At 48.7% G+C, this 20,638-nt stretch carries 17 protein-coding genes; 7 read left to right on the top strand and 10 right to left on the bottom strand.

Annotation, left to right across the window (positions count from 1 at the left end):
• Positions 1-3: 3 nt before the first annotated feature.
• Together YWK_RS0108390 and YWK_RS0108385 are read left to right on the top strand one after the other, a co-directional pair.
• Positions 4-975, top strand: a complete 972-nt coding sequence (locus YWK_RS0108390) for a GDP-mannose 4,6-dehydratase (RefSeq protein ID WP_026964441.1) — start codon at positions 4-6, stop codon at positions 973-975.
• An 81-nt stretch (positions 976-1,056) separates the two neighbouring features.
• Positions 1,057-1,872 carry an FkbM family methyltransferase gene (locus YWK_RS0108385; RefSeq protein WP_026964440.1) on the top strand — a complete coding sequence of 272 codons (816 nt, stop codon included), beginning with the start codon at positions 1,057-1,059 and terminating at the stop codon, positions 1,870-1,872.
• Between the two features lie 149 nt (positions 1,873-2,021).
• Here the strand turns inward: YWK_RS0108385 and YWK_RS0108380 are convergent, their stop codons facing one another.
• The 7 genes from YWK_RS0108380 to YWK_RS19000 form a co-directional block, all read right to left on the bottom strand.
• On the bottom strand, positions 2,022-3,137 hold the full coding sequence (locus YWK_RS0108380) for a glycosyltransferase (RefSeq protein ID WP_035466447.1): 1,116 nt from the start codon (positions 3,135-3,137) through the stop codon (positions 2,022-2,024).
• 41 nt (positions 3,138-3,178) lie between these two features.
• The gene (locus YWK_RS22460) at positions 3,179-5,464 is read right to left on the bottom strand and encodes a glycosyltransferase (RefSeq protein ID WP_084453578.1); all 2,286 of its coding nucleotides are present in this window, start codon (positions 5,462-5,464) and stop codon (positions 3,179-3,181) included.
• A gap of 98 nt (positions 5,465-5,562) precedes the next feature.
• Positions 5,563-7,194, bottom strand: a complete 1,632-nt coding sequence (locus YWK_RS0108365; RefSeq protein ID WP_245578559.1) for a glycosyltransferase family 4 protein — start codon at positions 7,192-7,194, stop codon at positions 5,563-5,565.
• A 506-nt stretch (positions 7,195-7,700) separates the two neighbouring features.
• Positions 7,701-8,504: a CsxC family protein gene (locus YWK_RS0108360; protein WP_026964437.1), complete on the bottom strand. Its 804-nt coding sequence runs from the start codon at positions 8,502-8,504 to the stop codon at positions 7,701-7,703.
• A 307-nt stretch (positions 8,505-8,811) separates the two neighbouring features.
• A complete protein-coding gene (locus YWK_RS0108355) occupies positions 8,812-9,693 on the bottom strand; it encodes a glycosyltransferase family 2 protein (protein ID WP_211231388.1) in 882 nt (293 codons plus the stop codon).
• A 181-nt stretch (positions 9,694-9,874) separates the two neighbouring features.
• On the bottom strand, positions 9,875-10,780 hold the full coding sequence (locus YWK_RS0108350; RefSeq protein ID WP_026964435.1) for a hypothetical protein: 906 nt from the start codon (positions 10,778-10,780) through the stop codon (positions 9,875-9,877).
• A 318-nt stretch (positions 10,781-11,098) separates the two neighbouring features.
• Complete coding sequence (locus YWK_RS19000) at positions 11,099-11,869, bottom strand: CsxC family protein (protein WP_051375373.1); 771 nt, start codon at positions 11,867-11,869, stop codon at positions 11,099-11,101.
• A gap of 369 nt (positions 11,870-12,238) precedes the next feature.
• Between YWK_RS19000 and YWK_RS0108335 the strand changes: the two genes are divergently transcribed.
• The 5 genes from YWK_RS0108335 to YWK_RS0108315 all read left to right on the top strand — a co-directional run bounded on the left by YWK_RS0108335 (position 12,239) and on the right by YWK_RS0108315 (position 17,959).
• Positions 12,239-13,390 (top strand): ATP-grasp domain-containing protein, encoded by a 1,152-nt coding sequence (locus YWK_RS0108335; protein WP_169727155.1) that lies wholly within the window; start codon positions 12,239-12,241, stop codon positions 13,388-13,390.
• Positions 13,391-13,406: 16 nt separating this feature from the next.
• On the top strand, positions 13,407-14,486 hold the full coding sequence (locus tag YWK_RS18995) for a YheC/YheD family endospore coat-associated protein (protein ID WP_051375372.1): 1,080 nt from the start codon (positions 13,407-13,409) through the stop codon (positions 14,484-14,486).
• A gap of 128 nt (positions 14,487-14,614) precedes the next feature.
• Positions 14,615-15,445, top strand: a complete 831-nt coding sequence (locus YWK_RS18990) for a vanadium-dependent haloperoxidase (protein WP_051375371.1) — start codon at positions 14,615-14,617, stop codon at positions 15,443-15,445.
• A 126-nt stretch (positions 15,446-15,571) separates the two neighbouring features.
• On the top strand, positions 15,572-16,954 hold the full coding sequence (locus YWK_RS18985) for a UDP-N-acetylmuramoyl-tripeptide--D-alanyl-D-alanine ligase (RefSeq protein WP_051375370.1): 1,383 nt from the start codon (positions 15,572-15,574) through the stop codon (positions 16,952-16,954).
• Positions 16,955-17,044: 90 nt separating this feature from the next.
• Entirely contained in the window at positions 17,045-17,959 is a 915-nt protein-coding gene (locus tag YWK_RS0108315; RefSeq protein ID WP_026964433.1) for an ROK family protein, read from the top strand.
• Positions 17,960-18,036: 77 nt separating this feature from the next.
• Here YWK_RS0108315 and YWK_RS0108310 read toward each other — a convergent pair whose 3' ends face one another.
• From YWK_RS0108310 to YWK_RS0108300, 3 genes are all read right to left on the bottom strand, one after another.
• Positions 18,037-19,560: an amino acid permease gene (locus YWK_RS0108310; RefSeq protein ID WP_035466444.1), complete on the bottom strand. Its 1,524-nt coding sequence runs from the start codon at positions 19,558-19,560 to the stop codon at positions 18,037-18,039.
• 31 nt (positions 19,561-19,591) lie between these two features.
• Positions 19,592-19,732 carry a hypothetical protein gene (locus tag YWK_RS22130; protein ID WP_169727154.1) on the bottom strand — a complete coding sequence of 47 codons (141 nt, stop codon included), beginning with the start codon at positions 19,730-19,732 and terminating at the stop codon, positions 19,592-19,594.
• Positions 19,733-19,816: 84 nt separating this feature from the next.
• Positions 19,817-20,584, bottom strand: coding sequence for an SDR family NAD(P)-dependent oxidoreductase (locus tag YWK_RS0108300; protein ID WP_026964431.1), 768 nt, complete (start codon positions 20,582-20,584; stop codon positions 19,817-19,819).
• Between the last annotated feature and the right edge of the window lie 54 nt (positions 20,585-20,638).

Below are 20,638 nucleotides of genomic sequence, written 5' to 3'. Positions count from 1 at the left end.
GAGGTGAAGGCGCTCGTCACAGGCATTACAGGGTTTGTCGGAAGCCACCTTGCCGAGTACTTGCTAACCCAAGGTGTTGAAGTGTATGGAACATATCGTGTGCGTAGTCGAATGGACCACATTCACCACATTCGCGACAAAATCCATCTGATGGAATGCGAATTAAAAGACTCCAATTCTGTCGATTCCATGATTTTCAGTACTCAGCCAGACTTTATTTATCACCTTGCGGCTCAGAGTTTTGTCCCGACTTCGTGGAACTCTCCGGCAGACACGTTTTGGAACAACGTCGGTGCACAGATAAACTTGCTCGAAGCCGTACGAAAATACGATGTGAATACACGAATCCAGATTGCATGCTCGAGTGAGGAATATGGCCTTGTGCATCCACAGGAGACCCCTATTGTGGAGAGTAATCCCTTGCGCCCACTCAGTCCATACGCCGTGAGTAAAGTAGCGCAGGATATGATGGGATACCAATACAACCAAAGCTACGGCATGCATATTGTTCGAACTCGCACTTTCAATCACGAAGGGCCACGACGTGGGGACACGTTTGTTTTGTCTAATTTTGCCAAACAGATTGCCGAAATTGAATGTAAAATTCGTCTACCAATACTTGAAGTTGGGAACCTCAACGCGATGCGTGATTTCACTGATGTGAGGGACATCGTTCGTGCCTATGTCTTGGCCTTGCAACATGGTGAACCGGGTGAAGTATACAACATTGGTTCGGGTGTACCCATTCGAATCGGTGACGCTCTCTCGAAACTGTTGGAAATGACTGACCGCAAAATTACCGTAAAAGAAGACCCCAAACGAATGCGACCTTCTGATGTTCCACTTCTTCATTGTGATGCTCGCAAATTCTCCGAAAAAACTGGATGGAAGCCGATGATTTCGTTTGAAGAGACCCTTCGTGACACATTAGAGTACTGGCGTTCACAGCTTCATGTCGTGCCTCCCTCAGTATAAAAACTGTCGTCCTCCGTCGGCGCTCCAAACCAGTGCCGACGGGGAACCCCCTCTAAAAACGATGGAAAAGGAGATTGTTGCATGGGACAATTTTGTCGGTTGCGCAACGGACGGCATGGAATGATCCTGTACAATCAGCACGATGAGTGCATTGGAAGATCTATTGACCTGTACGGGGAGTGGGCGGAAGCGGAGATAGAGTTGTGGAAGCAATTCCTTCATCCGGGAATGACTGTTTTGGACATCGGAGCTTATATTGGTACACACACATTGGCGTTATCAAGCCTTGTTGGGGATTCAGGAAGAGTGGTGGCCTTCGAGCCTCAGCGCCTCATCTTTTACATGTTAGCTGGAAGTGTTGCACTGAACAGCCTAACAAACGTATGGTGTTACCAAAAGGCAATCTCCGATCAATCAGGAAGCATGTTCATACCGGATCTTCCTATGGAGCAAGTTTTGAACTTTGCATCATTGGAAATTGGTAACAATACAGATCCCCAGGTGCAGGGTGAGTACGTGTCGGCAATGAAGGTGGATGACCTCGCTTTGAACGCATGTCACTTCATGAAGATCGACGTTGAGGGCATGGAGGAAAGAGTTTTGCGAGGGGCGGTGCACACATTAGCGTCCTACAGCCCCATATTGTATGTGGAAAATAACCGCCGGGATCGAGCCGCTTCCTTGATTCGATTTATCGACAGCCTTGGATATGACCTTTACTGGCACACCCCACGCGCTTACAATCCAAGCAACTATGCCATGAACCCAGATAATATTTTTGGAGAATTAGGAGATATCAACATGCTGTGTATCCCCAGGATTTCATCAATTCAGGTGACAGACCCTTTCCTTGAAAAGATCCAGGTAGAGAATAACAGTAACCTTTTTCCGTTTTAAAGAAGTTGACAATAATTTACCGCGTTAAAGTGGAGACGTGATCGCACAGCGAATCGGTCTCCACTTTAATAGGGTAAGATAAAAAGCCCCTCACTGATGAGGCGAGCACCAAGAAAGATCGCGTGCCGAAGGTATGAGCAGCATCAGATTTAACCGTTGACTTGCCGGCTGATATCTTGAAGTCGTCGCCACATCGTTTGCGCACACATTGCCCACTTGTAGTTCCTTCTTAGTAAATCCATTCCGTTCGCGACTTTGACCTGTGCTTCATCCGGATGCGTGTAGACGTGGCGCATAAGCTGTTTCAAGTGGTCTGTGCTAGGCTGTGCCCACATGAGGCTAGGAACTGAGTTACACGGAATGAGATTTTCGACAGAAATAAGATAGCCATTGGAATCATTGACGAAATCCACATGAGCTGACCAGTTCGTGGTAATTACCGGCAGTCCTGTGGCCATCGCCTCCATCACCGTCATACTCCATCCCTCACCTCGAGTGGGAAGAACGTAGCAATCAGCAGTATTGTATAGTCGCAACATGTCTTCCTCGTTCCAGGACTGTATGCTGCTGTACAGGAGAACAGAATCGCTTTTCTTTCCCGTAACTTCATTTGAAATTCGATCAATGAATGCCTGCTGATTCTGGATCTCTTCATCGGTCGAGGCTCGTGTTTTGATGATCAAGCTCACGTCTTCTTGCGGGGAGAACTCCTCAAAAAATGCCCGGAGGAGAACATCGATACCCTTTCTAAGATCAAAACTACAAACCGTTAGAAAGGCGTAGCTCCGCCTCTTCGGGCACGCCAATGGTGGTATACCAGGTCGGAAGTAGTCCGTGTCGACACCGAGTGGCATGACATAAAGTTTCGTTGGGTCTACGCCACTGTTCACAAACGTTTGTTGGTTGAAAACAGATGGAACCCAGATTTCATCCATCTCGTTGCATTTCGTCACCCATGACGGAGGAAGACCTGAAAGTTCAAACATGGTTAACCCAATTGTGTAATGATGCGGATGCCGATAGAAATATTGCCCCGGAAAATTAAAGAGAACAATGTGGTTATTGGCTAACGTGTTTTGGTACAAGCTGGCCATGACGGCTTCGGTGTGTGGATCAAGTGGCACTTTCGGTCCTTCAACATGGTGGGGAGTAAAACGAACGTGAACACCAAGCTTCATTAACTCGAACATCAGGTAACGGTTGGCCTTAGCGTACCCGGTCGGCTCAAGCATCGTTCCAATGTTGTTTAAGTGAATTTCAGTCACGGGAACCACTACCTTTTCTTCACGTCCTGGGTTGGTGTATATTAAGGCGAGTGTAAGACTCGGCCGAAGACGTTATTTAATTGAAACAGTACTGTTGCCCAGTTGTACGTGAGTGCGGTCTCTCTTCCGTGTGCCGAGAGGGCATTTGCAAAGTCCCTATCTGTGAGCACTCTAGTAATTCCATTAACAATGCCTGCAATATTTCCCTTTTCCACGAGCACGCAGTTTGTTCCGTTGATACAAAATTCCTCATTGCCTTCTGCTTTGGTGGTGACAACCGGTGCCCCGCATGCCATGGCTTCGAGAATCGGAAGACCAAATCCCTCGTGCATAGAGGTTTGTACAAATACCCCACAATTTGCGTAAAGGTAAGCAACGGTCTGATCATCGGGGTTCGAAAAATGAAAATGGGGTATCCCGTTCAGATGTGGTTGCTCAATGCCGAAAGTCATAACTGAGGCCTGGGGTACGTGATGACATACAGAACGGACAGCCTCAGACGTTAGCGAAAACCCCTTTAAATGTTGACTTCCTCGACTGCAGGCAAGGATCCTAAACGGATCGTAGTCATGTGTTCTGTTTGGTTTAAATAACTCCAGATCAACCGCAATGGAGATGTTTGTTGGCTGCCGTTGAAATCTTTCCATCAACTGTCTCCTCGTCCAATCTGCAATGGTTAACAGATGCGCTGGAGAACGATAGGTATTACGAACCAACGCTTGCATTTCAGGTGAATGAGGGTAATAGCTTTCTTCAATGTCTTGGACCAGGTACAGAGGAATGCCAGATCCACCAAGGTTTGAATTGCAACTGTCGAGAACAACAGATAGGGTCTTCCACCAGGTCGCCACCTTTATCGCGTTCATTCGTCTGAGCTCGGGAAGCATCTCCTCGTAATTGGAAAATTTACGGAATGGTGCTCGCAATGGAAACCACGTCGGTTGATTGTCAAGCGCGAATAATTGCACTTGGTAGCCTGAATCGTGTAGACGATTTACGTGTTCGAAAACGTTTTTGATGCCGCCTGACAACCCTGTTCGCTCAAGAACGTATATAACGGGTATGTGTTGAAACGGCGATGTGTTGGAGTTACCCCATTTTTTGGAAAAAATTGATTTCGATTCGAGTTCCTTGACTGTGTAGAATTTTCCTTTCGTGGCTTCATCTCTGCCCCGTGTCTGCCCTTCCAAGTGAACTGCACTTGCTGCTCCACAGTACACTGTTCTCCATCCGTGCTGCCTTGCCCGGTAGCATAGATCAATATCTTCAAACGCAATAAAATAATCTTCAGACAAGAAGCCCACGTCTTCAAGTACACTGCGTCGAATCAACATGAGAGCGCCGGTGACTGCGGGTACATCAGTCGTTATTTGGGCCGCGGGGTAGTTATGAGGCTGAAACCTATGGTAATGGTCAAACCAACCATGAGCAGATGGATAACAGCCGGCATGCTGAATCCTTCCATCGGGATAGAGGAGTCGAGCACCCACAATTCCGATATTCGGCGATGCATTGATGGTTTCAATGATTTTTTCAAGCCATCCCGATTCATTGAAAATTACGTCATTGTTGAGTAAGAGCACGTACTCACCGCTTGCCATCCTGATACCCGCGTTCACGGTTCGGCTAAACCCTTCATTCACAGGTTTCAGAACGAGCTTAACTCGTGCTTCGTCGGACCACGACTGCAATGACCGCTGCACATCCATTGAGCTTCCGTCATCCACGACGATGATCTCAAAATGGACCGATTCGACGGTATTTTTCAGCGAGTGAACGCATTGTTTAGGAAAATCTACATTATTGAACGTCGGGATGATGATACTGACCAATGTCTCAGTCGCTGGCTGACCTGGTGGCATGTGCGTTGTGTGTTCATGCCACAGAAGCGGGAAAGTAAGAAGTGCCTGGCCTTCGGTTGAGAACAGAAGGTGCTTCAATATCGTTGCCTTCGTAGTACCGTTTGTGAGTAAGTTTACATGATGCGTGAGTCCTACATCATCAGGTTCTCTGTTTAATAACTCGCGATACAGTTCTGAAACGAACTCTTGGCCATCTCTGCGAAACACATGGTATAAAATATGAGCAACCTTTACTCCCGCTTCCTCATGCGGAGGTTTTGGTGCGGACATCAATGTATGAAATTCTTCAGAGAATAATATCCCTTCCAATACGGAGGATTTTGTGGATCCGGACGCTAACATATCCAGATGAGCGCGAAAACCTGAATCATCGGGTTCGCGATGTAACAATTGGTTGTATAACTCGGAAACGAATTCTGGACCGTGTTTACGAAAGACCCGATTTAGGATCTGAAAAACCCTCATGATTCAATCCTCCAGTCTTTATCCATATCGCGTGCAGCCATCATATAGTACGCGTTTACGGTCTAAAGCTCCATCGACATGCGTCATTATAAGAAGATTCACAGTAATTCTAATTTTTGTAACCTGTTTTTAATCATTGTCCCTACGGCCGATGGCGAGAATTCCTTGAGAATGGTTTCCTGTCCCTTATGAGCAATGATGTCGTACCAGGCTTTATCAGCAACTAATTTGCGCATAAAGTGTGCCGCGTGCTCAACATCCGGTTCCGCCCACACTTGGCTCGCTTTATAGGGACCATAATTAGCACCAACATTCACAATTTGGTAGTTTACTGGACAAGAATTCATAGCGTGCATAAAGTCCGTATTTCCGGACCAGTTGGTTCCGATAACTGGCTTGCCTAAGTACATTGCTTCCGCCATCCCCAAACCAAATCCTTCAGAACGGTGTAGGGAAACAAAACAGTCCACAGACTGGATCAATGCATTGACTTCATCCCGGTCCAAAGTTCTGTTAATAATATAGATATTTTTCAATCCTTGTACGTATCGTTTCAGTGCTTTCACTTCCTCTACCTGTTCGGGATTAGAGTAGACATTGTTAATCTTCAAAACCAGCCCAACTGCAGAATTGTTTCCAAAAGCCTTGTGGAAAGCATCAATGACTCCTTTGGGGTTTTTTCGTTGTTGGGTACTGAATATGTCATACATAGAAAGAAAAAGAAACCGATCTGTCGGAAGTCCGAAATATGAGCGGTCCGTATTCGGACGGCATACCACTTGAATTCCAGGCGGTATTCGATGCACCGGAACTGGAGATTTCTTCGATACGGAGTCCAAGACAAAGTTAGACGCTACCCATACTTCGTCAACTAAATCAAAACTGCCACACCATTCATCTGGGAAGTCAGGTAATTCCCAATGCCAATAACCAATATTGTAATGTTCATTGAAAAAACCCCATCCAAGGGTATTGTAAGCAATCTGCAAGCCATCCGCGTTGATGTGAAAGATATTCACGAGGTATTCGGGTGTTTCGATTTCCTTGTGTTTCCAGGATAAATCCTGCATCCGTGATGGGCTGCCAACCGTGAAGTTAATCATACCGAAGGGAATGTTTGTTGTTTGAACTGCCCTGGCCGCCATGCGGCTGGATTCACCAACACCCATCTCGCCCCGTACATATCCGACAATGTTTATGCCTTTTCTAAGATTGTCAGAGATGATTCCCGAATTTGTAACGTGTTCGGTAATTTTAAACCGACCAAGAAAATCATCTCCTGAGAAGTACTCGCGGGCTAAGTTGTATTGTGCCCACGTCAATAGGTTGGGCTGATCGTAACCCAATGGGTCCGGAAAATGCAGTTGCAAATCCGCCCTTGTTTTCCATATTTCATAAATCAAAGTCGGCATGTGTGTCGTATTGCTAACTGGAGTCAAGGCCCATTTAAAAAATCCATTTGGAACTGTATGATCAGACGAGGAATGAAAAGCATTCAAGATTTCGTCGGGCAACCTGAATTGGCTGCTCAAGTCATCCCCGATATCGTATTCTGTTGCTAAACGGTGTTGAGCCCAGCCCAGTAATTTACGTTCGTCTATACCGAAAGGCCTAGGAAAGGCCTGCTGCAAATCGGGCCTGCTTTTGTACACTTCATACAAGAGATTCGGGATCCGAGTGTGATCTTTTACCGGCAACAATGACCATTGAAGACTTCCATAGGGCACCATAGCGTTTCTCCTCTCAGAGCACCGTACCAGGTTACACATTGCCGTCGCGAGGTCCATCCACTTTTGGTCAACGGACAGCTCTTGCTCCTTTTGGATAAGAATCCCATGAATCGTCTAGACAGTATTCCGTCACGAATGGCTTCGGGAGTCGTAACGCCTGTTGAAGCGTATGCTTGCATGGGATAAGAATCATAAGTCAATGACCCAATGTGACAAAAATAGGTGGCTCCAAAGCAAGGATATCCGGCATCGGACCACAGTGAATCATCCCAGAAGCGAGCTGATTGCTTTAGTGGCGAGTGAAGACGGCGAAAGGTTCCAATCATGGACGAAGAGGCCAAGAGGCCTCTTCGTCCGATGCCATGGGCATGAAATTAGACCCAACTACGTTTCCTTCCACAGGTCACTGATAAGCAATCCTCGTGCCTATGAACACTTCCCTCACTTACATTCACCACTCCGGTCTCATGGCGACGATGGACTGGCGGACCAATGAGAATCGTGCTTTAACATTTATCCCCGTCTTCGCAGTCATCATCATCATCCTTGTGTGACCGCTTAGACATTACACGAATTTGTTGGTTCTGCAGTATCTTGAGAGTAATATCAATTGCCATTTTTTCCTCGATCATCGTAAAGGTACCTTCTTCGAATGGCGGTCCGACGGTAGGTGTAGGGGTAGGAACCACCACTGTACCTGGTGTGCGGCCAATCGATAAATCAAATTCTGTGAACGTCGCGGAAATGAGTTCAACGAATGGCAGTTCGTTAAAGAACTCAGTACTAGTTTGATCAAATTCCGATAGGTCACCCGCGCTCAAAACGTCCTTTGAGGCGAATCCATCCGTACCAGCCAACGATGCCGAAGTAAAGAATTCAAACTCTGACCGCGTGTTCACGCGGGGTTGAACAGGTGGAGTGATGAACCTACCGGTTAAATCGGTTACGCAACTGAAAGGTACGTCGACAGTCAGAGATTCAATGGTGGAACTCACCGTTGTTCCCGTAAAAGTGGTTGGTGTAGCAAACTGAATGTTTTTGCGCACAAACCCTCTCAAAAACAATTTGTTCGTAGGAAGTGCCAGTACTGATTCCGTTAACTTAAGTCTTTTGCCAATGGTCTTGATTTCAAGTACTGGTTTAGGGACGGTGAACCTGAAGTCTGTGTTCACTTGTACTGTGACTTCGGCAAGTACGACAGGTGTCTTCGTAATAATATGACCAGTTGTAATCTTCGGATGGACACATGTGTTTGAGCACTCTTGTATGGTTGCCGAAGTAAATAAATCTGGACTCTGATCTAAAGCCATGTTTTTCCCTACTTTCGTCTAGGCTAGCCCGGTTAGGCTTTCGACACTATAGTATGCATTCGCCTAATCCCGGATCTTAGGCAAGTGCGGAATTTTCAGTGCACACCTTAAAAAGCACAGCGGAGCCGGAATACGAGGGTGCGGAATATGCCTTCCGAAGCATCCGCATCTCTGTGAAACGAAACGCGCTATCTTCCTATGTAACTCATCTATAAAATGCGCCGACAACAGAACAAGAAAAACTGCCCACCATCCACCAGGAAGTGTGAGCGTTAATAAATAATAAGGGTCTTCTCTCCGAGAACACTTAAAATGGGACTCGAAATGTTGACATATACCAATTATCATCGTGTTTCCGTCTATTAAAATAATGATGCCGTTGTTCTAATACGCCGTTGGAGCGAACGAGGTGGTCTAAGTTTGAGTTCAACTGCCGAATGATTTGCCTACATTTATGAATTCTCGTTTCATTAAAGTGACTGTAAGCCATCCGCAACATGTTGTAGTAAACATCGTCGTAGGATACCGTATAAGGAAATGATGTACGAAATAGATGTAGAATTTTAACGGCAGGCTGCGCGTAACATCTATACCCAAACAACCACATCTTTAGAGAAATCTCTACATCTTCATATCCCCAGACCTTAAACCCCTTATCGAATCCACCAATGTCAAAGAAAACAGTTCTTGATACCGCAAAGCATCCACCTGGAAGTACGGCTGTAGGAAATGGAGTTTGTTGTTGTAGGCCGTTCCATTGGACACTCAAAGTGTAATTTAACGTTTGACCGTAACCAACTTGCGATGGATTATCGATTGGAGCAATCCCTGGAGTTATCCCATCACACATCTGATTTCGAATGGGCTCTAACAATCTATCTATCCACAGATCTTCGAATTGAAGATGGGCATCACAAAAGATGAGAAAATCCCCTTTAGAGCGTTCCGCACCCAGATTTTTGGCTCTCGCAAGCCCAATACCTTCAGTTCTTATCAACTGCATCCGATTTGAACTTTCGTGTGAATGTACAAAATCACAGCACTGATCTGTCGAACCATCATCCACAATAATGATTTCAAATGGATATTTTGTTTTGGCTTGTAATGCGGAGTCAATTGTCGTGAGTACATTGATGCCCTCATTTTTTGCCGGCATAATCAGTGACACGAATGGCATAGTTTCACTCATGATGATAGCCTCCGTTTCTATATTTCACCAAATCGGTGTGCGGATTCCTTTTGAGAAGGCATCAGAAAAATCTGATCGGAGATGCTCAAACCCTTCATTATTGGAGAGATGACATTACCCGATACTATGCACTGTGTACTGTCAAGTGATTGGACGAATGCAGTATGGTAAACGTGGAGTTTCAGGATTTCAGTGGACAATTGATCAATTGAACTTGAAAAAGATGAATCGATAACGCAGCACTTACATGGAGACGGATGTGACTAGTGTTTCCATCGGATTGGATTTGTTCTGTGGAAACAATACGGGATAGACGCAAACGTGAGAACGGTTTTTCAAAGTTCAAATCGACCTGTTCTCTGTGTGTAGTGAGATCACGTGATTGATTGCCTTGAAAAGTGTACATCTTGAATTCTCGATGTGCAGGTACAATCGGGGGATAGAGAAACGTGACAGTCTGCGCTTTACGCCAAGTCAAGTTCGTAGATGCCGAACGCAGCTCACTTGGTGACCCCACAGTCTGATACTCTATGTACGCAGTAAATACTCCATTTACAATAAGCTTATTTGTAGGAAGGAGGAGGCGGGAATTTAGCGGATGGACACGCCAACGAATATCTGTCACGGATAGGACAGAGTGTGGGATATCTACATGACTTACAAGGTCCACTTGAATATCGGTCCGAGCGATTAACACAGGTACTTCTATGATTGGTTCATGAACGGTATATAGGGGGTGTGCAACTTCCTTTTCAGTGTCGGACATTGGCGTTGGCATATCGACATCAGGCAGTAATGTATGATCATCAGTGGACGAGAAAGAAAAATCTGTAGACACACTTTGGGCATCAGCTGCTTCAGCCGCTTCAGTAGTGACATCAGTAGGTGTGTCTTTATGATGAACATCTCTCCCTACGGATTGGGTATGATTGACAGACGGCGTACTCGTTATAGGCTTAAACCTTGATGACATCGATGATGCTGTTATTGCATTTTGGAATATGATAGGTTTTTGGAGGTTTGCCTGTTGCTCTTTGGTTTTTTCCACACGTGAGCCGCTTGGAGTATCTTTGCCTTTGTGAAACATATTCTCCCCTCCTCTCTTTGAAAGCCTCTCGGCATGGCTCCATGTCTTGGGCGTAAGCGCGACCTTGATCATGATATGCGCCTATAGGCGAACGTGAATACTTCATCTGTTTTTGTGGATCCGTACATCACACTGACGGTACTGATTGGACATCATATCGAGCTCTTCCTCTCTCTTCAATATTCTGCCTGAGCCCGAATTCAAAGTCGGTCAATATCTTTGCGTATTATGAAAGGAACTCATGCGCATGTAAACAAAGGCTCATTCCTATGATTGGAATGAGCCTTTGTTGCACCCTGGATCGTAGTGTTTCCCCCTTTAAATAAATGCAGGGCCAGGAGTAGGAGTGGGGAAAGGAGTGGACGTAACACGGATTTGTTGGTTCTGTAGTACCTTCAGCGTGATATCGATGACCATCTTTTCCTCGATCATCGTGAAAGTACCTTCTTCGAATGGCGGCGCGACGGTCGGAGTAGGGGTAGGAACCGTCACCATACCTGGTGTGCGGCCAATCGATAAATCAAATTCTGTGAACGTCGCGGAAATGAGTTCAACGAACGGCAATTCGTTAAAGAACTCCTGGCTGACTTGATCAAACTCCGACAGGTCACCCATGCTCAAAACATCCTTGGCGGCGAATGGCGCCCCCATAGAAGCCAACGATTGAGAAGGAGCAAGGAATTCAAACTCTGACCGCTGGTTCAGTCTGGGTTGAACAGGTGGAGTGATGAACTGACCTGTTAAATCGGTCACGCAGCTAAATGGTACGTCAATCGTCAGAGAATCGATGGTGGAACTAACCGTTGTTCCCGTAAAAGTGGTTGGCGTAGCAAATTGAATGTTTTTCCGCACAAACCCTTTCAAAAACAATTTGTTCGTAGGAAGTGCCAGTAACGATTCTGTTAACTTGAGCCTTTTGCCAATGGTCTTGATTTCAAGTACTGGTACAGGGACGGTGAACGTGAAGTCTGTGTTCACTTGTGTGGTGACTTCAGCAAGTACGACTGGCACCTTTGTCACGATGGTACCTGCCGTGATTGGGGGTGTTACTGGAGTGCTTGGGCATGATCCAATATTCGCATCAGCCAACGATGATTCCTCCTTATTTGAATTGTGGTGCTTCCACAAAATATACAAGTCAAGCCGATAACGCGTAGACCAATATACGGCGACATATGTTGAGTTTTGAAAAGATTCAAAGCAAAAAACCGAGTTCGTATAGCAATCCTGCGTCGCCAAATACGACGAACAGACATGGCCATAAACCCGATTTTTTCATGAAGCACGAAGCATATCCGCGTTGCTTGGGAAACAACCACGGAAACGGGCGAATGGCGTAGTCATGTGCCATGAGAAGTGGGATTTTATGCTCATACCCTATCCAGTGGGGTGAGAATGGTTATGAGGAGCATTGTTTTCATTGGCTCACATAAGTCCGGATCAAGTAGGGACGCTATCGTGGCTGCAGGAGGTCTAGGATTCTATACCGTATTATTGACGAATCGCGAAACCTTTTTAGAGAAGCGCACCGAATTCCCTGATGTACACGAAATGATTCAGGTAAACCTTGAAGACATGAACGAAATTCTAAATAAACTAAAATTTCTGAGACGTCAAGGAAAAGAGATTGTTGCCATTTCAAGTTTTATAGACCCGTACGTATACACGGCGGCACTTCTAGGGCGAGAGTGTGGGCTGCCCAGCCAAACTCCAGAGGCCATTGCGAAAATGCTTGACAAAATTTGCATGAGGGAGTTGCTACAGGGCACACCGTACTCTTCCTTCTTTAGGACGTGCGATGACTCGTCCGCCGTGGACTCGACTCTCATCGGACGCATGCCAATTGTTGTAAAGTCTCCCGTGTCTACCGGATCGAAAGACGTGATTTTAGCAACAAATCACATGGAACTAAAAGAACAAATTACAAGGCTTAAGAGACGGTATCCAGAACAAAAAGTCCTCTTAGAAGAGTACCTTGAGGGACCACAATATTTGGTTGAGGTTTTGGTCCACAAAGGGATGCCGCATATCGTCGCCGTTGTTGAGCAGATTGTGCGCGGAAAGCATCGTTTCATTGTGACTGGATATCGTGTTCTCCCAATAGTTCCCATCGACCTCCACAACCAAATTGAAGACATGGTTGACGTCGTGGTGCAAAGGACGGGCATGCGAACTGGAGCTCTCCACATCGAGTTCAGGCTGGTCGACGGGCACTGCAAAATTATCGAAGTCAATCCTCGAATCTCTGGTGCGGCAATGAACCGCATGATTCAAATTGCGTTCGGAATCAATCTCGTAGAGCAAACGTTGAAGTCACAAATGGGTCAAAAACCGAATCTGGAACGCACATGTGAACGCTACGTTTTTACCCAGTTCGTCACTGTATCCCAAGGGGGGGTTTTGCAGAGGGTCACCGGCAAACAGCAGGCATCCCGCTGTGTGGGCGTGGAAGAGGTTCGCGTGAAGCCACGAATTGGTGCAATTCTCAATCCTCCAACATCCATGGGACATCGATACGCGTATGTGTTGGCGTCCGCTGACTCCGAGCTAGAAGCGGAAAAATCCGCCCAAACAGCAGCCGGGTTGATTCAATTTCATGTAACCCCTTAACGAGGTGAATTGTGCGATGACATTGATTGGATACCTTCATTATCGGTCGGATCCACGTAAAGTAAAACGTGCCTATGCGTACGCTTCGGTGGCGAAAGCGGAAGGCATTGATTTTGTTTATTTCACGCCTGGGCGCGTTCATCTACATGAGAAAAATATTTCGGGTTGGGTGTACCAAAATGGAAATTGGTCGGAAACCACTGTTCGGTTTCCGGACGTCATACACAACGAAGCAACCCGCAGTGAAAAAATGTGGTCTGTTATTGCAGAACTCCGCAGATGTATTCCTTTCACGAGTCATCCTATCGGAGACAAAATGTCCGTGTACGAACGACTCTACAAAGCGGGAGCATTCAGACAATATCTGATTCCAACCAGAGAACTCGAAAACGTCAAAGATGACTTGTCTTCCTTTATTGACAAGCATGACAAAGTGGTTTTAAAACCGCTGTGGGGTGCGCAAGGTCACGGAATTATTGTGATTGAGCGCTTGGGCGTCAATCGGTTTCAAATTGTCGAGAACAACGATGAAACGACAAACTGTACATTCGACGATATGCTTGAACTCGTACAAGAAAAGTATCTGCAAGAACCTGTACTCGTACAAAAGTACATCACGTGCATGACGAGGTCGGGACAACCTTACGATTTTCGTATCCATGTACAGAAAGACGGTACTGGGAGATGGGTGATTACCTCAGTTTACTATCGTATAGCCTGTTTCGGAAACATAACGTCCAATCTAAGCAGTGGGGGATATACTGGCCATTTGGGCACTTTTCTGAGAAACGAATTTGAGGAAGAAGCTTACAATATGCAGTGTTACCTAGAGCAGTTCGGCCTTCAACTGGCCGCCCACCTGGATGAAGTGTACGATGAGTGTTTCGACGAGCTGGGGATTGACGTTGGGATTGATTCTATGCGAAAGGCCTGGATCTATGAAGTGAATTGGAAGCCCGGTCCGCCTCCAAGCCTTTATTTAGAGCTTGATGTCGTCCGAAATTCAATTCAGTATGCCGCATTTTTGGCCGAACAGCATACAAAACATCGGCAAACCAGCGATTTGCAAATCGCTCAAACCATAGCGCAGCGGTGACGAATTTGGTTCGACATGCGATATGTTTCCCCATTCTCAAACTATCAATGTGGTTTGTCAGTAACAGTTCGTCTCCATTTCGAATTGTGTATAAGAAAACCAACTATAGCTTGAGGAGGAACTTTACATTGGGGAAATATAAGCGTTGGACCGATCTTCCCTATGCAGGGGAAGACAAACCACCATCGAATCCCGTGGACCCGTTAGCCGGATCTTGGTCGACAGAGTACATCCAACTCAATGCAGATGGACAATTGAAGGACCGCAATGGGAAAACATTCGATTTAGACATCCAGAATCCAAATCATATCAAATGGAATCAGGAACTGAAAGTGGTTCAAGAAACCTTGGAGAACATTACAGATGAACAAATCCAAATAGCCAAGTATTGGGGGGCAGGTGCGCCGACCAAGCAGTGGACGCCTATCATTGACCGCCTGATTGACACGTATGGCGTAACACCTCCAATGGCCGGGCGGATCTTAAAGGCGGTGCATTCCGGGATTAACGACGCAACTGTCGTCACCTGGTATGTAAAATTCCGGTATAATGTCGCTCGACCGAATCAACTGGATCACGATTTAACCACCATCCTGTGTACACCACGTTTCCCAACTTACGTAGCCGGACATGCTTCCGTTGCCGGATGTGCGGAAGTGATCTTAAGTTACTTTTTCCCTTCCGAATCTTCTCGATTAAAAGCACTGGCAGAAGAGGCTGCGCTTTCCCGGTTATATGCAGGCGTACATTTTCCAATCGATCTTGAAGACGGTTTGAAACTTGGACGGCAGATTGGTCACATTGTGGTGCACACGCTGAAGAAGGAAGAAAACAATGCCAGCGAGAAGATTGACGTTCCCTTTACGAAGGATCTTCATGCTCAGCTGTCTCCGCCGCCATATGTTCAAGTCATTCCTTTTGATTTTAACCAGTCTTGTCAATCCAAAGTGAGACATTAGCCCCCATGCCGTGGGCGGCACTCAATAGGCCACTTGCCTGGTGCAAGTGGCTGTTGCCGTAAATCCTCCCTGAACAATAAGATAGCACGACGTAAGTTTATGAAGGGGTTGGGGGGGATCCATCGAATGAAGCGGCTCCGTTTTCAAGAAGTCCTCACGAACATTGACGGCAAGAGCGTCCAAGGGACAGCCCCCACATACATTCGGCACGTGGTGGACCATCCCATCGACGTAAAAGCGGATCAAACGTTATTGTTTGACCGCTTCCGGCGAGTCAGGGCTTGGCGATTGAATCCTTACGACGGTTGTGTCATTGTCACGGAAGATCCGAACGCGTGGTCGAAGGTCCGTAGCCATCACATGGTGGTACGGGTGAAAGACGTGGAAGAGGCGTACCGGAACTTTGTGCGCTATTACCGCGCGCTGTTCTCCATTCCGGTGATTGCCATCACGGGTACTTGCGGCAAGACCACCACCAAGGAAATGGTGGCTCATATTTTGTCGCAGAAGTATCAGGTGCAGGCCACCTTGCGCAGCAAAAATGCGTCTGACTTTAATTTGGACTATTTGCTTGGGATTGACGATGACACCAACGTGGCTGTCTTCGAAACAGGGGTCGCAAAGAAAGGCGATTTATTGGACAGCTGTCTGTTCTTTCGGCCAACGATTGGCGTGATCACAAATATCGGCATCGATCATTTGAATGCATTTGCCTCCCATGACGAGTACATTCAGGCCAAGGGAGAGATGCTGCCGGGGCTGGGATATGCAGGGACACTTCTGCTCAATACGGACGACCCAAACATCAAGAAGATTGATTTTACACCTTTTCATGGCAAGCTGCTTACTTTTGGCTTGGGTGACGGGGCGGATTTCCAGGCAACACACGTGCGGACCGAAAATCGCGGTATGGCCTTTACTTTGCGGTACCAGCATATGAACCATCACCTGTTTGTGCCTGGGTACGGCCAGCACAGTGTCTATAATGCACTGGCGGCCATCGCCACCGCCTATATGCTTGGTCTCGGTATAGAGGAAGCCGGAGAGCGGCTGCGCTCTTTTCAGTATCTGCCGGGCCATGTGAATGTGCTGTCGGGCATCAACGGCAGCGTCGTAATTGACGATTCCTGGAGTTCCAATCCAACGTCGATGCGTGCTGCATTGAAAGTGCTAGACGATCTGGCAGAAGGTCGGAAAAAAATTGCCGTCTTGGGCAGAATGGCGTCCCTTGGTGAGTTTGCCGATGAACAGTATGCGCAGATTAGCCAGCAATTGGTCGAGCAAAACGTCGATGTGCTCATTACGCGGGGTTCGATTGCGAAAGACTTTGCTAAACATGCGCTGCGCCTCGGGATGAAGGAGCAGAACGTGTATCGCTGTTATGAGATTGTGGACATTGAGCACCTGTTACACGGGCTGATGGATGAAAATACGATTGTACTGGTCAAAAGTTCGATGATGGATTTGGAGATCAAAAATCTGGTCAAAAACATCACACACCGACTATGATGAGGATAGACAAGTGGCACAACGATATGGAAGGTTTTCAGATTCAAGAGAGCCGCCACGAAACCGCCACGTTCCGAAAGGAGGAACACGGTGTACAGCATCGGCGTTGACGTAGGTGGTACGAAAATTTGCACGGGGATCATGGACGAAACCGGCACGCTCATGCAGTCGATTGAGGTTCCGACGTTGGGAGTGGAGGGGCCGGAGTCTGTGATTCGTCGCATCAAAGACACCATCCTCGCTATGTTTCAGCACGTGTCGAGGGACGATGTATTGGGCATCGGGATTGGCGCACCCGGCCCCTTGAACCCGCACACAGGAACGATTCTGGGTCCCCCGAATTTACCGGGATGGGATGGCATCCGTTTGCCCGAAATCATTCAGAACGACGTTTCACTGCCGGTGTACCTGGACAACGACGCGAACGCTGCGGCCGTCGCGGAGCATCGCTACGGGGCAGGAGCGGGTGCGAAGAACATGGTGTACGTCACCGTGAGCACGGGGATTGGTGCCGGGTTGGTGGTGGATGGTCGTGTACGACAAGGAGCCACGGGGAGCTTTGGGGAGATTGGACACACCATCATCCAGCCCGATGGACCCCTGTGTACGTGCGGCAACCGAGGGTGCTTGGAAGCGTTAGCATCGGGAACGGCCATTCAACGCAACGCGAGGGAAGCTTTTGGGCGCGATATGACTGCGAAAGAAGTGGCAGCACTCGCCGCAACCGGCGAAGCAAGGGCGCAGTCCATTCTGGATGCCGCCTTCCGCTATCTTGGCATTGGGCTGGTCAACCTCGTGAATCTGTTCGATCCCGAGGTGATTGTCATCGGTGGCGGTCTGTCGCAAATCGGGGAGCCCATGTTCCGCTCGTTGCGAGAGGCGTTGGCCGCGAATCGGTTCCACCCGACGCCGACGAAGATCCGTCTTTGTGCAGCACAACTCGGTACCAAGGCTGGAGTTATTGGAGCCGCTTCACTTCCGTTTGTGCATCAGTCACAGCGTTGAACAATGCATGAAGGGGACGTCCCCCTGCGCCCGTCAATTGATGGCGGTGGGACGGCCCCTTTTTGACGTCGAGACCCTCACTGCAACTCCGCCTCGCGCCGCCGGATCTCTTCCATGGAGACTTTCAACGCGGCCTGCGGCCCCTCAAAATGTCGGTGGTAATAGCCGAAGTCCATCACCAAGAGCAGGATGAGCAGCACCACCACCGCATAGAGCGCCATTTGGTTCGGCGGAATCATCATGATGATGCAGATGAACACAATCCAGAGCAAGCTGATGGCGTTTATCCACTTGCTCCACCGTCCGAGGTGCCACGGTCCGAGGTGTTTTGGCAGGAAACGCCCTTGCGCTTGTGCGCGGAGCTTGAGGTAGACCGGGATGCCGTACGCGATGTACAGGCCAATCACGCTGATGGCCGTCAGGAACGCGATGGTCGTATATGTGGCATTCGGATTGACCTGCTTGATGACGTAGTCGACCAGCGCAAACAGAAAGGATAGTGCCACCACGAGCCAGATGGCCTTGGCGGGCGTGCGGTACTTCTTACTGATTTGCGCCCAGTGCCTGCTTCCCGGCATGCCTTTGTCGCGCGAGAAGGCGTACATCATGCGCGAGAACGACGTGATGGATGACAGGCCACAGAACCACATGGCAAACGTCACCAACCACAATACGACCGTGCCAAACGTTCCCCCGAGCGCCTGGCTGATGACGAAAATAAACCCGTTGGATGCACTCGCGGCGCCGGACACGTCGTGCATGGACAGCGTCACAAAGGCCAACATGATGAAGCCGAAGACAAATGAATAGGCAACGGAGTTGAAAATACCCCAAGGCGCGCGGACGCGCGGGTTGACGGTCTCTTCAATGGTGTGCGCAGACGCGTCGTATCCGGTGAACGTCCACTGGGCCTGGAGCAGTCCAATCATAAATGCCAACCAATAGGGCTTTCCGGAAAACGTCTGACCCACGTGGTACAGATAGCTGAAGGGCTGCAGGTGGTTCTTGGTGAAGAACGCCAGGCTCACCACCAACACCAGGACCACGGCGATGTGGTACCAGGCAGAGAAGTCGTTGAGCCGAGCGACGACGCGAATGCCGATATGATTGAAAATGCCGTGAAGCACGAGAATGACGCCAAACACAATGAGCGTCGTCGTCAGGTTGGAGGTGTAGCCAAAGAGGGGGGCGAGGAGCGGATCGGCAAAGAGCGCACAGGAGTAGTCGATGCCGGCCACAATGCCGATTTGGCCAATCAGGTTGATCCACGCGGTGTACCACCCCCAACGCCTGCCACCGAGAATGGCGGCCCAGTGGTAGAGCGCGCCTGCGGTCGGAATGGCAGATGCGAGTTCTGCCAGGGACGCGGCAATGAGCAACACGAAGAACGCGACGAGGGGCCAGCCGAAGCCCATGATGCCTGGCCCGCCGAACTGCAGGCCGTACCCGTACAGCGACACGGCGCCGGTGAGGATGGAAATGATGGAAAACGAGATGGCGAAATTCGAGAACCCGCCCATGTCCCGCAGGAGCTCCTGTGCGTAGCCAAATTTGTTCAGAAGCTGTTTGTCACTCGTCAGCTGCGCGTTTTTGTCCAACATCCTCACTTCCTTCCATCCAGAATGTGTCCGTTCACAAGCGTTGTGACGCACTGCCCACAAAGTTTTCGTGGGCCGACTCGTCGAAAGACCGGACGTTGCGGTTGGCCAACGTGCCAATGCCAACGGCCAGAAGCAGTGTCACGACGAGCAGCAAGATGCCGAACGCAGTCAAATGTAGATGCCTCCTTTCGTCTGACAATCAAATGGATAGCCAGCGTAGGGCGGGGCACAAGCAACTTCACCCACTATGCAACCATTAGAAGTAGTTCACCGTAATGCCGCCGTCGATGTGGAGCATCGCACCGTTGGTCCAGTCGGACTCGTCGGAAGCGAGGTAGATGGCCGCATGCACGATGTCTTCGGGCTTTCCAAAGCGCCCGCTCGGTTGGCGGCTGAGCCGGATGGTGCGCGCTGCCTCGTCGTTCAGCAACCATTCGGTCATCAGCGGCGTTTCAATGGGACCGGGGCAGATGGCGTTGGTGCGGATGCCTTTAGGCCGGAACTGCACCGCCAGACTCCGGGTTAGCGAGACCACGGCGCCTTTGGAGGCGGTGTACGCGTCCTGCGGAACTGTGCAGCCCATGAACGCAACGAACGACGCGATGTTGATGATGGCCCCTTTTCCTTGGCTCACCATGTGCGGGATGACGTGCTTGCACATGAGGAAGATGCCTCGCGCATTGATGTTCATCACCTGGTCCCAGACTTCCACCGGCGTGTCGATGACCGAATGGTCCGCCTCTGGCATGATCCCGGCGTTGTTGTACAACACGTCTATTCGCCCGTACTGCTGGATGGTCTCTGCAACCGCGCGCTTCACGCTGCCCTCGTCGGCGACGTTGCACACGTGGCAACTCGCGACGCCGCCGGACTCCAGCACGGATGCTACGGTTTCTTTCGCAGCGGATTCGTTGACCTCAAACACCGCGACTCTGGCGCCTTCTTTTGCAAACAGGTGGGCGGCAGTGCGTCCCATGCCGCTGCCCGCGCCCGTAATGACACAGACTTTGTCCTGCAGTCTCATCCCAATGTCCCTCCTGTCTTGTGGTTGGCACTCGCTGACTGTACCGGTAGACCC

The sequence above is a fragment of the Alicyclobacillus pomorum DSM 14955 genome (assembly GCF_000472905.1).
Taxonomy (GTDB): Bacteria; Bacillota; Bacilli; order Alicyclobacillales; family Alicyclobacillaceae; genus Alicyclobacillus_A; species Alicyclobacillus_A pomorum.
Note: the sequence above shows the minus strand (reverse complement) of the source record. Positions and strands in the feature narration are given on the sequence as shown.

Coding starts and splice junctions, on each gene's coding strand:
- YWK_RS0108385 (WP_026964440.1), top strand. CDS start 1,057: ATGGGACAATTTTGTCGGTTGCGCAACGGACGGCATGGAATGATCCTG.
- YWK_RS22460 (WP_084453578.1), bottom strand. CDS start 5,464: ATGAGGGTTTTTCAGATCCTAAATCGGGTCTTTCGTAAACACGGTCCA.
- YWK_RS0108365 (WP_245578559.1), bottom strand. CDS start 7,194: ATGGTGCCCTATGGAAGTCTTCAATGGTCATTGTTGCCGGTAAAAGAT.
- YWK_RS0108360 (WP_026964437.1), bottom strand. CDS start 8,504: ATGGCTTTAGATCAGAGTCCAGATTTATTTACTTCGGCAACCATACAA.
- YWK_RS0108355 (WP_211231388.1), bottom strand. CDS start 9,693: ATGAGTGAAACTATGCCATTCGTGTCACTGATTATGCCGGCAAAAAAT.
- YWK_RS0108350 (WP_026964435.1), bottom strand. CDS start 10,780: ATGTTTCACAAAGGCAAAGATACTCCAAGCGGCTCACGTGTGGAAAAA.
- YWK_RS18995 (WP_051375372.1), top strand. CDS start 13,407: ATGACATTGATTGGATACCTTCATTATCGGTCGGATCCACGTAAAGTA.
- YWK_RS18985 (WP_051375370.1), top strand. CDS start 15,572: ATGAAGCGGCTCCGTTTTCAAGAAGTCCTCACGAACATTGACGGCAAG.
- YWK_RS0108310 (WP_035466444.1), bottom strand. CDS start 19,560: ATGTTGGACAAAAACGCGCAGCTGACGAGTGACAAACAGCTTCTGAAC.
- YWK_RS0108300 (WP_026964431.1), bottom strand. CDS start 20,584: ATGAGACTGCAGGACAAAGTCTGTGTCATTACGGGCGCGGGCAGCGGC.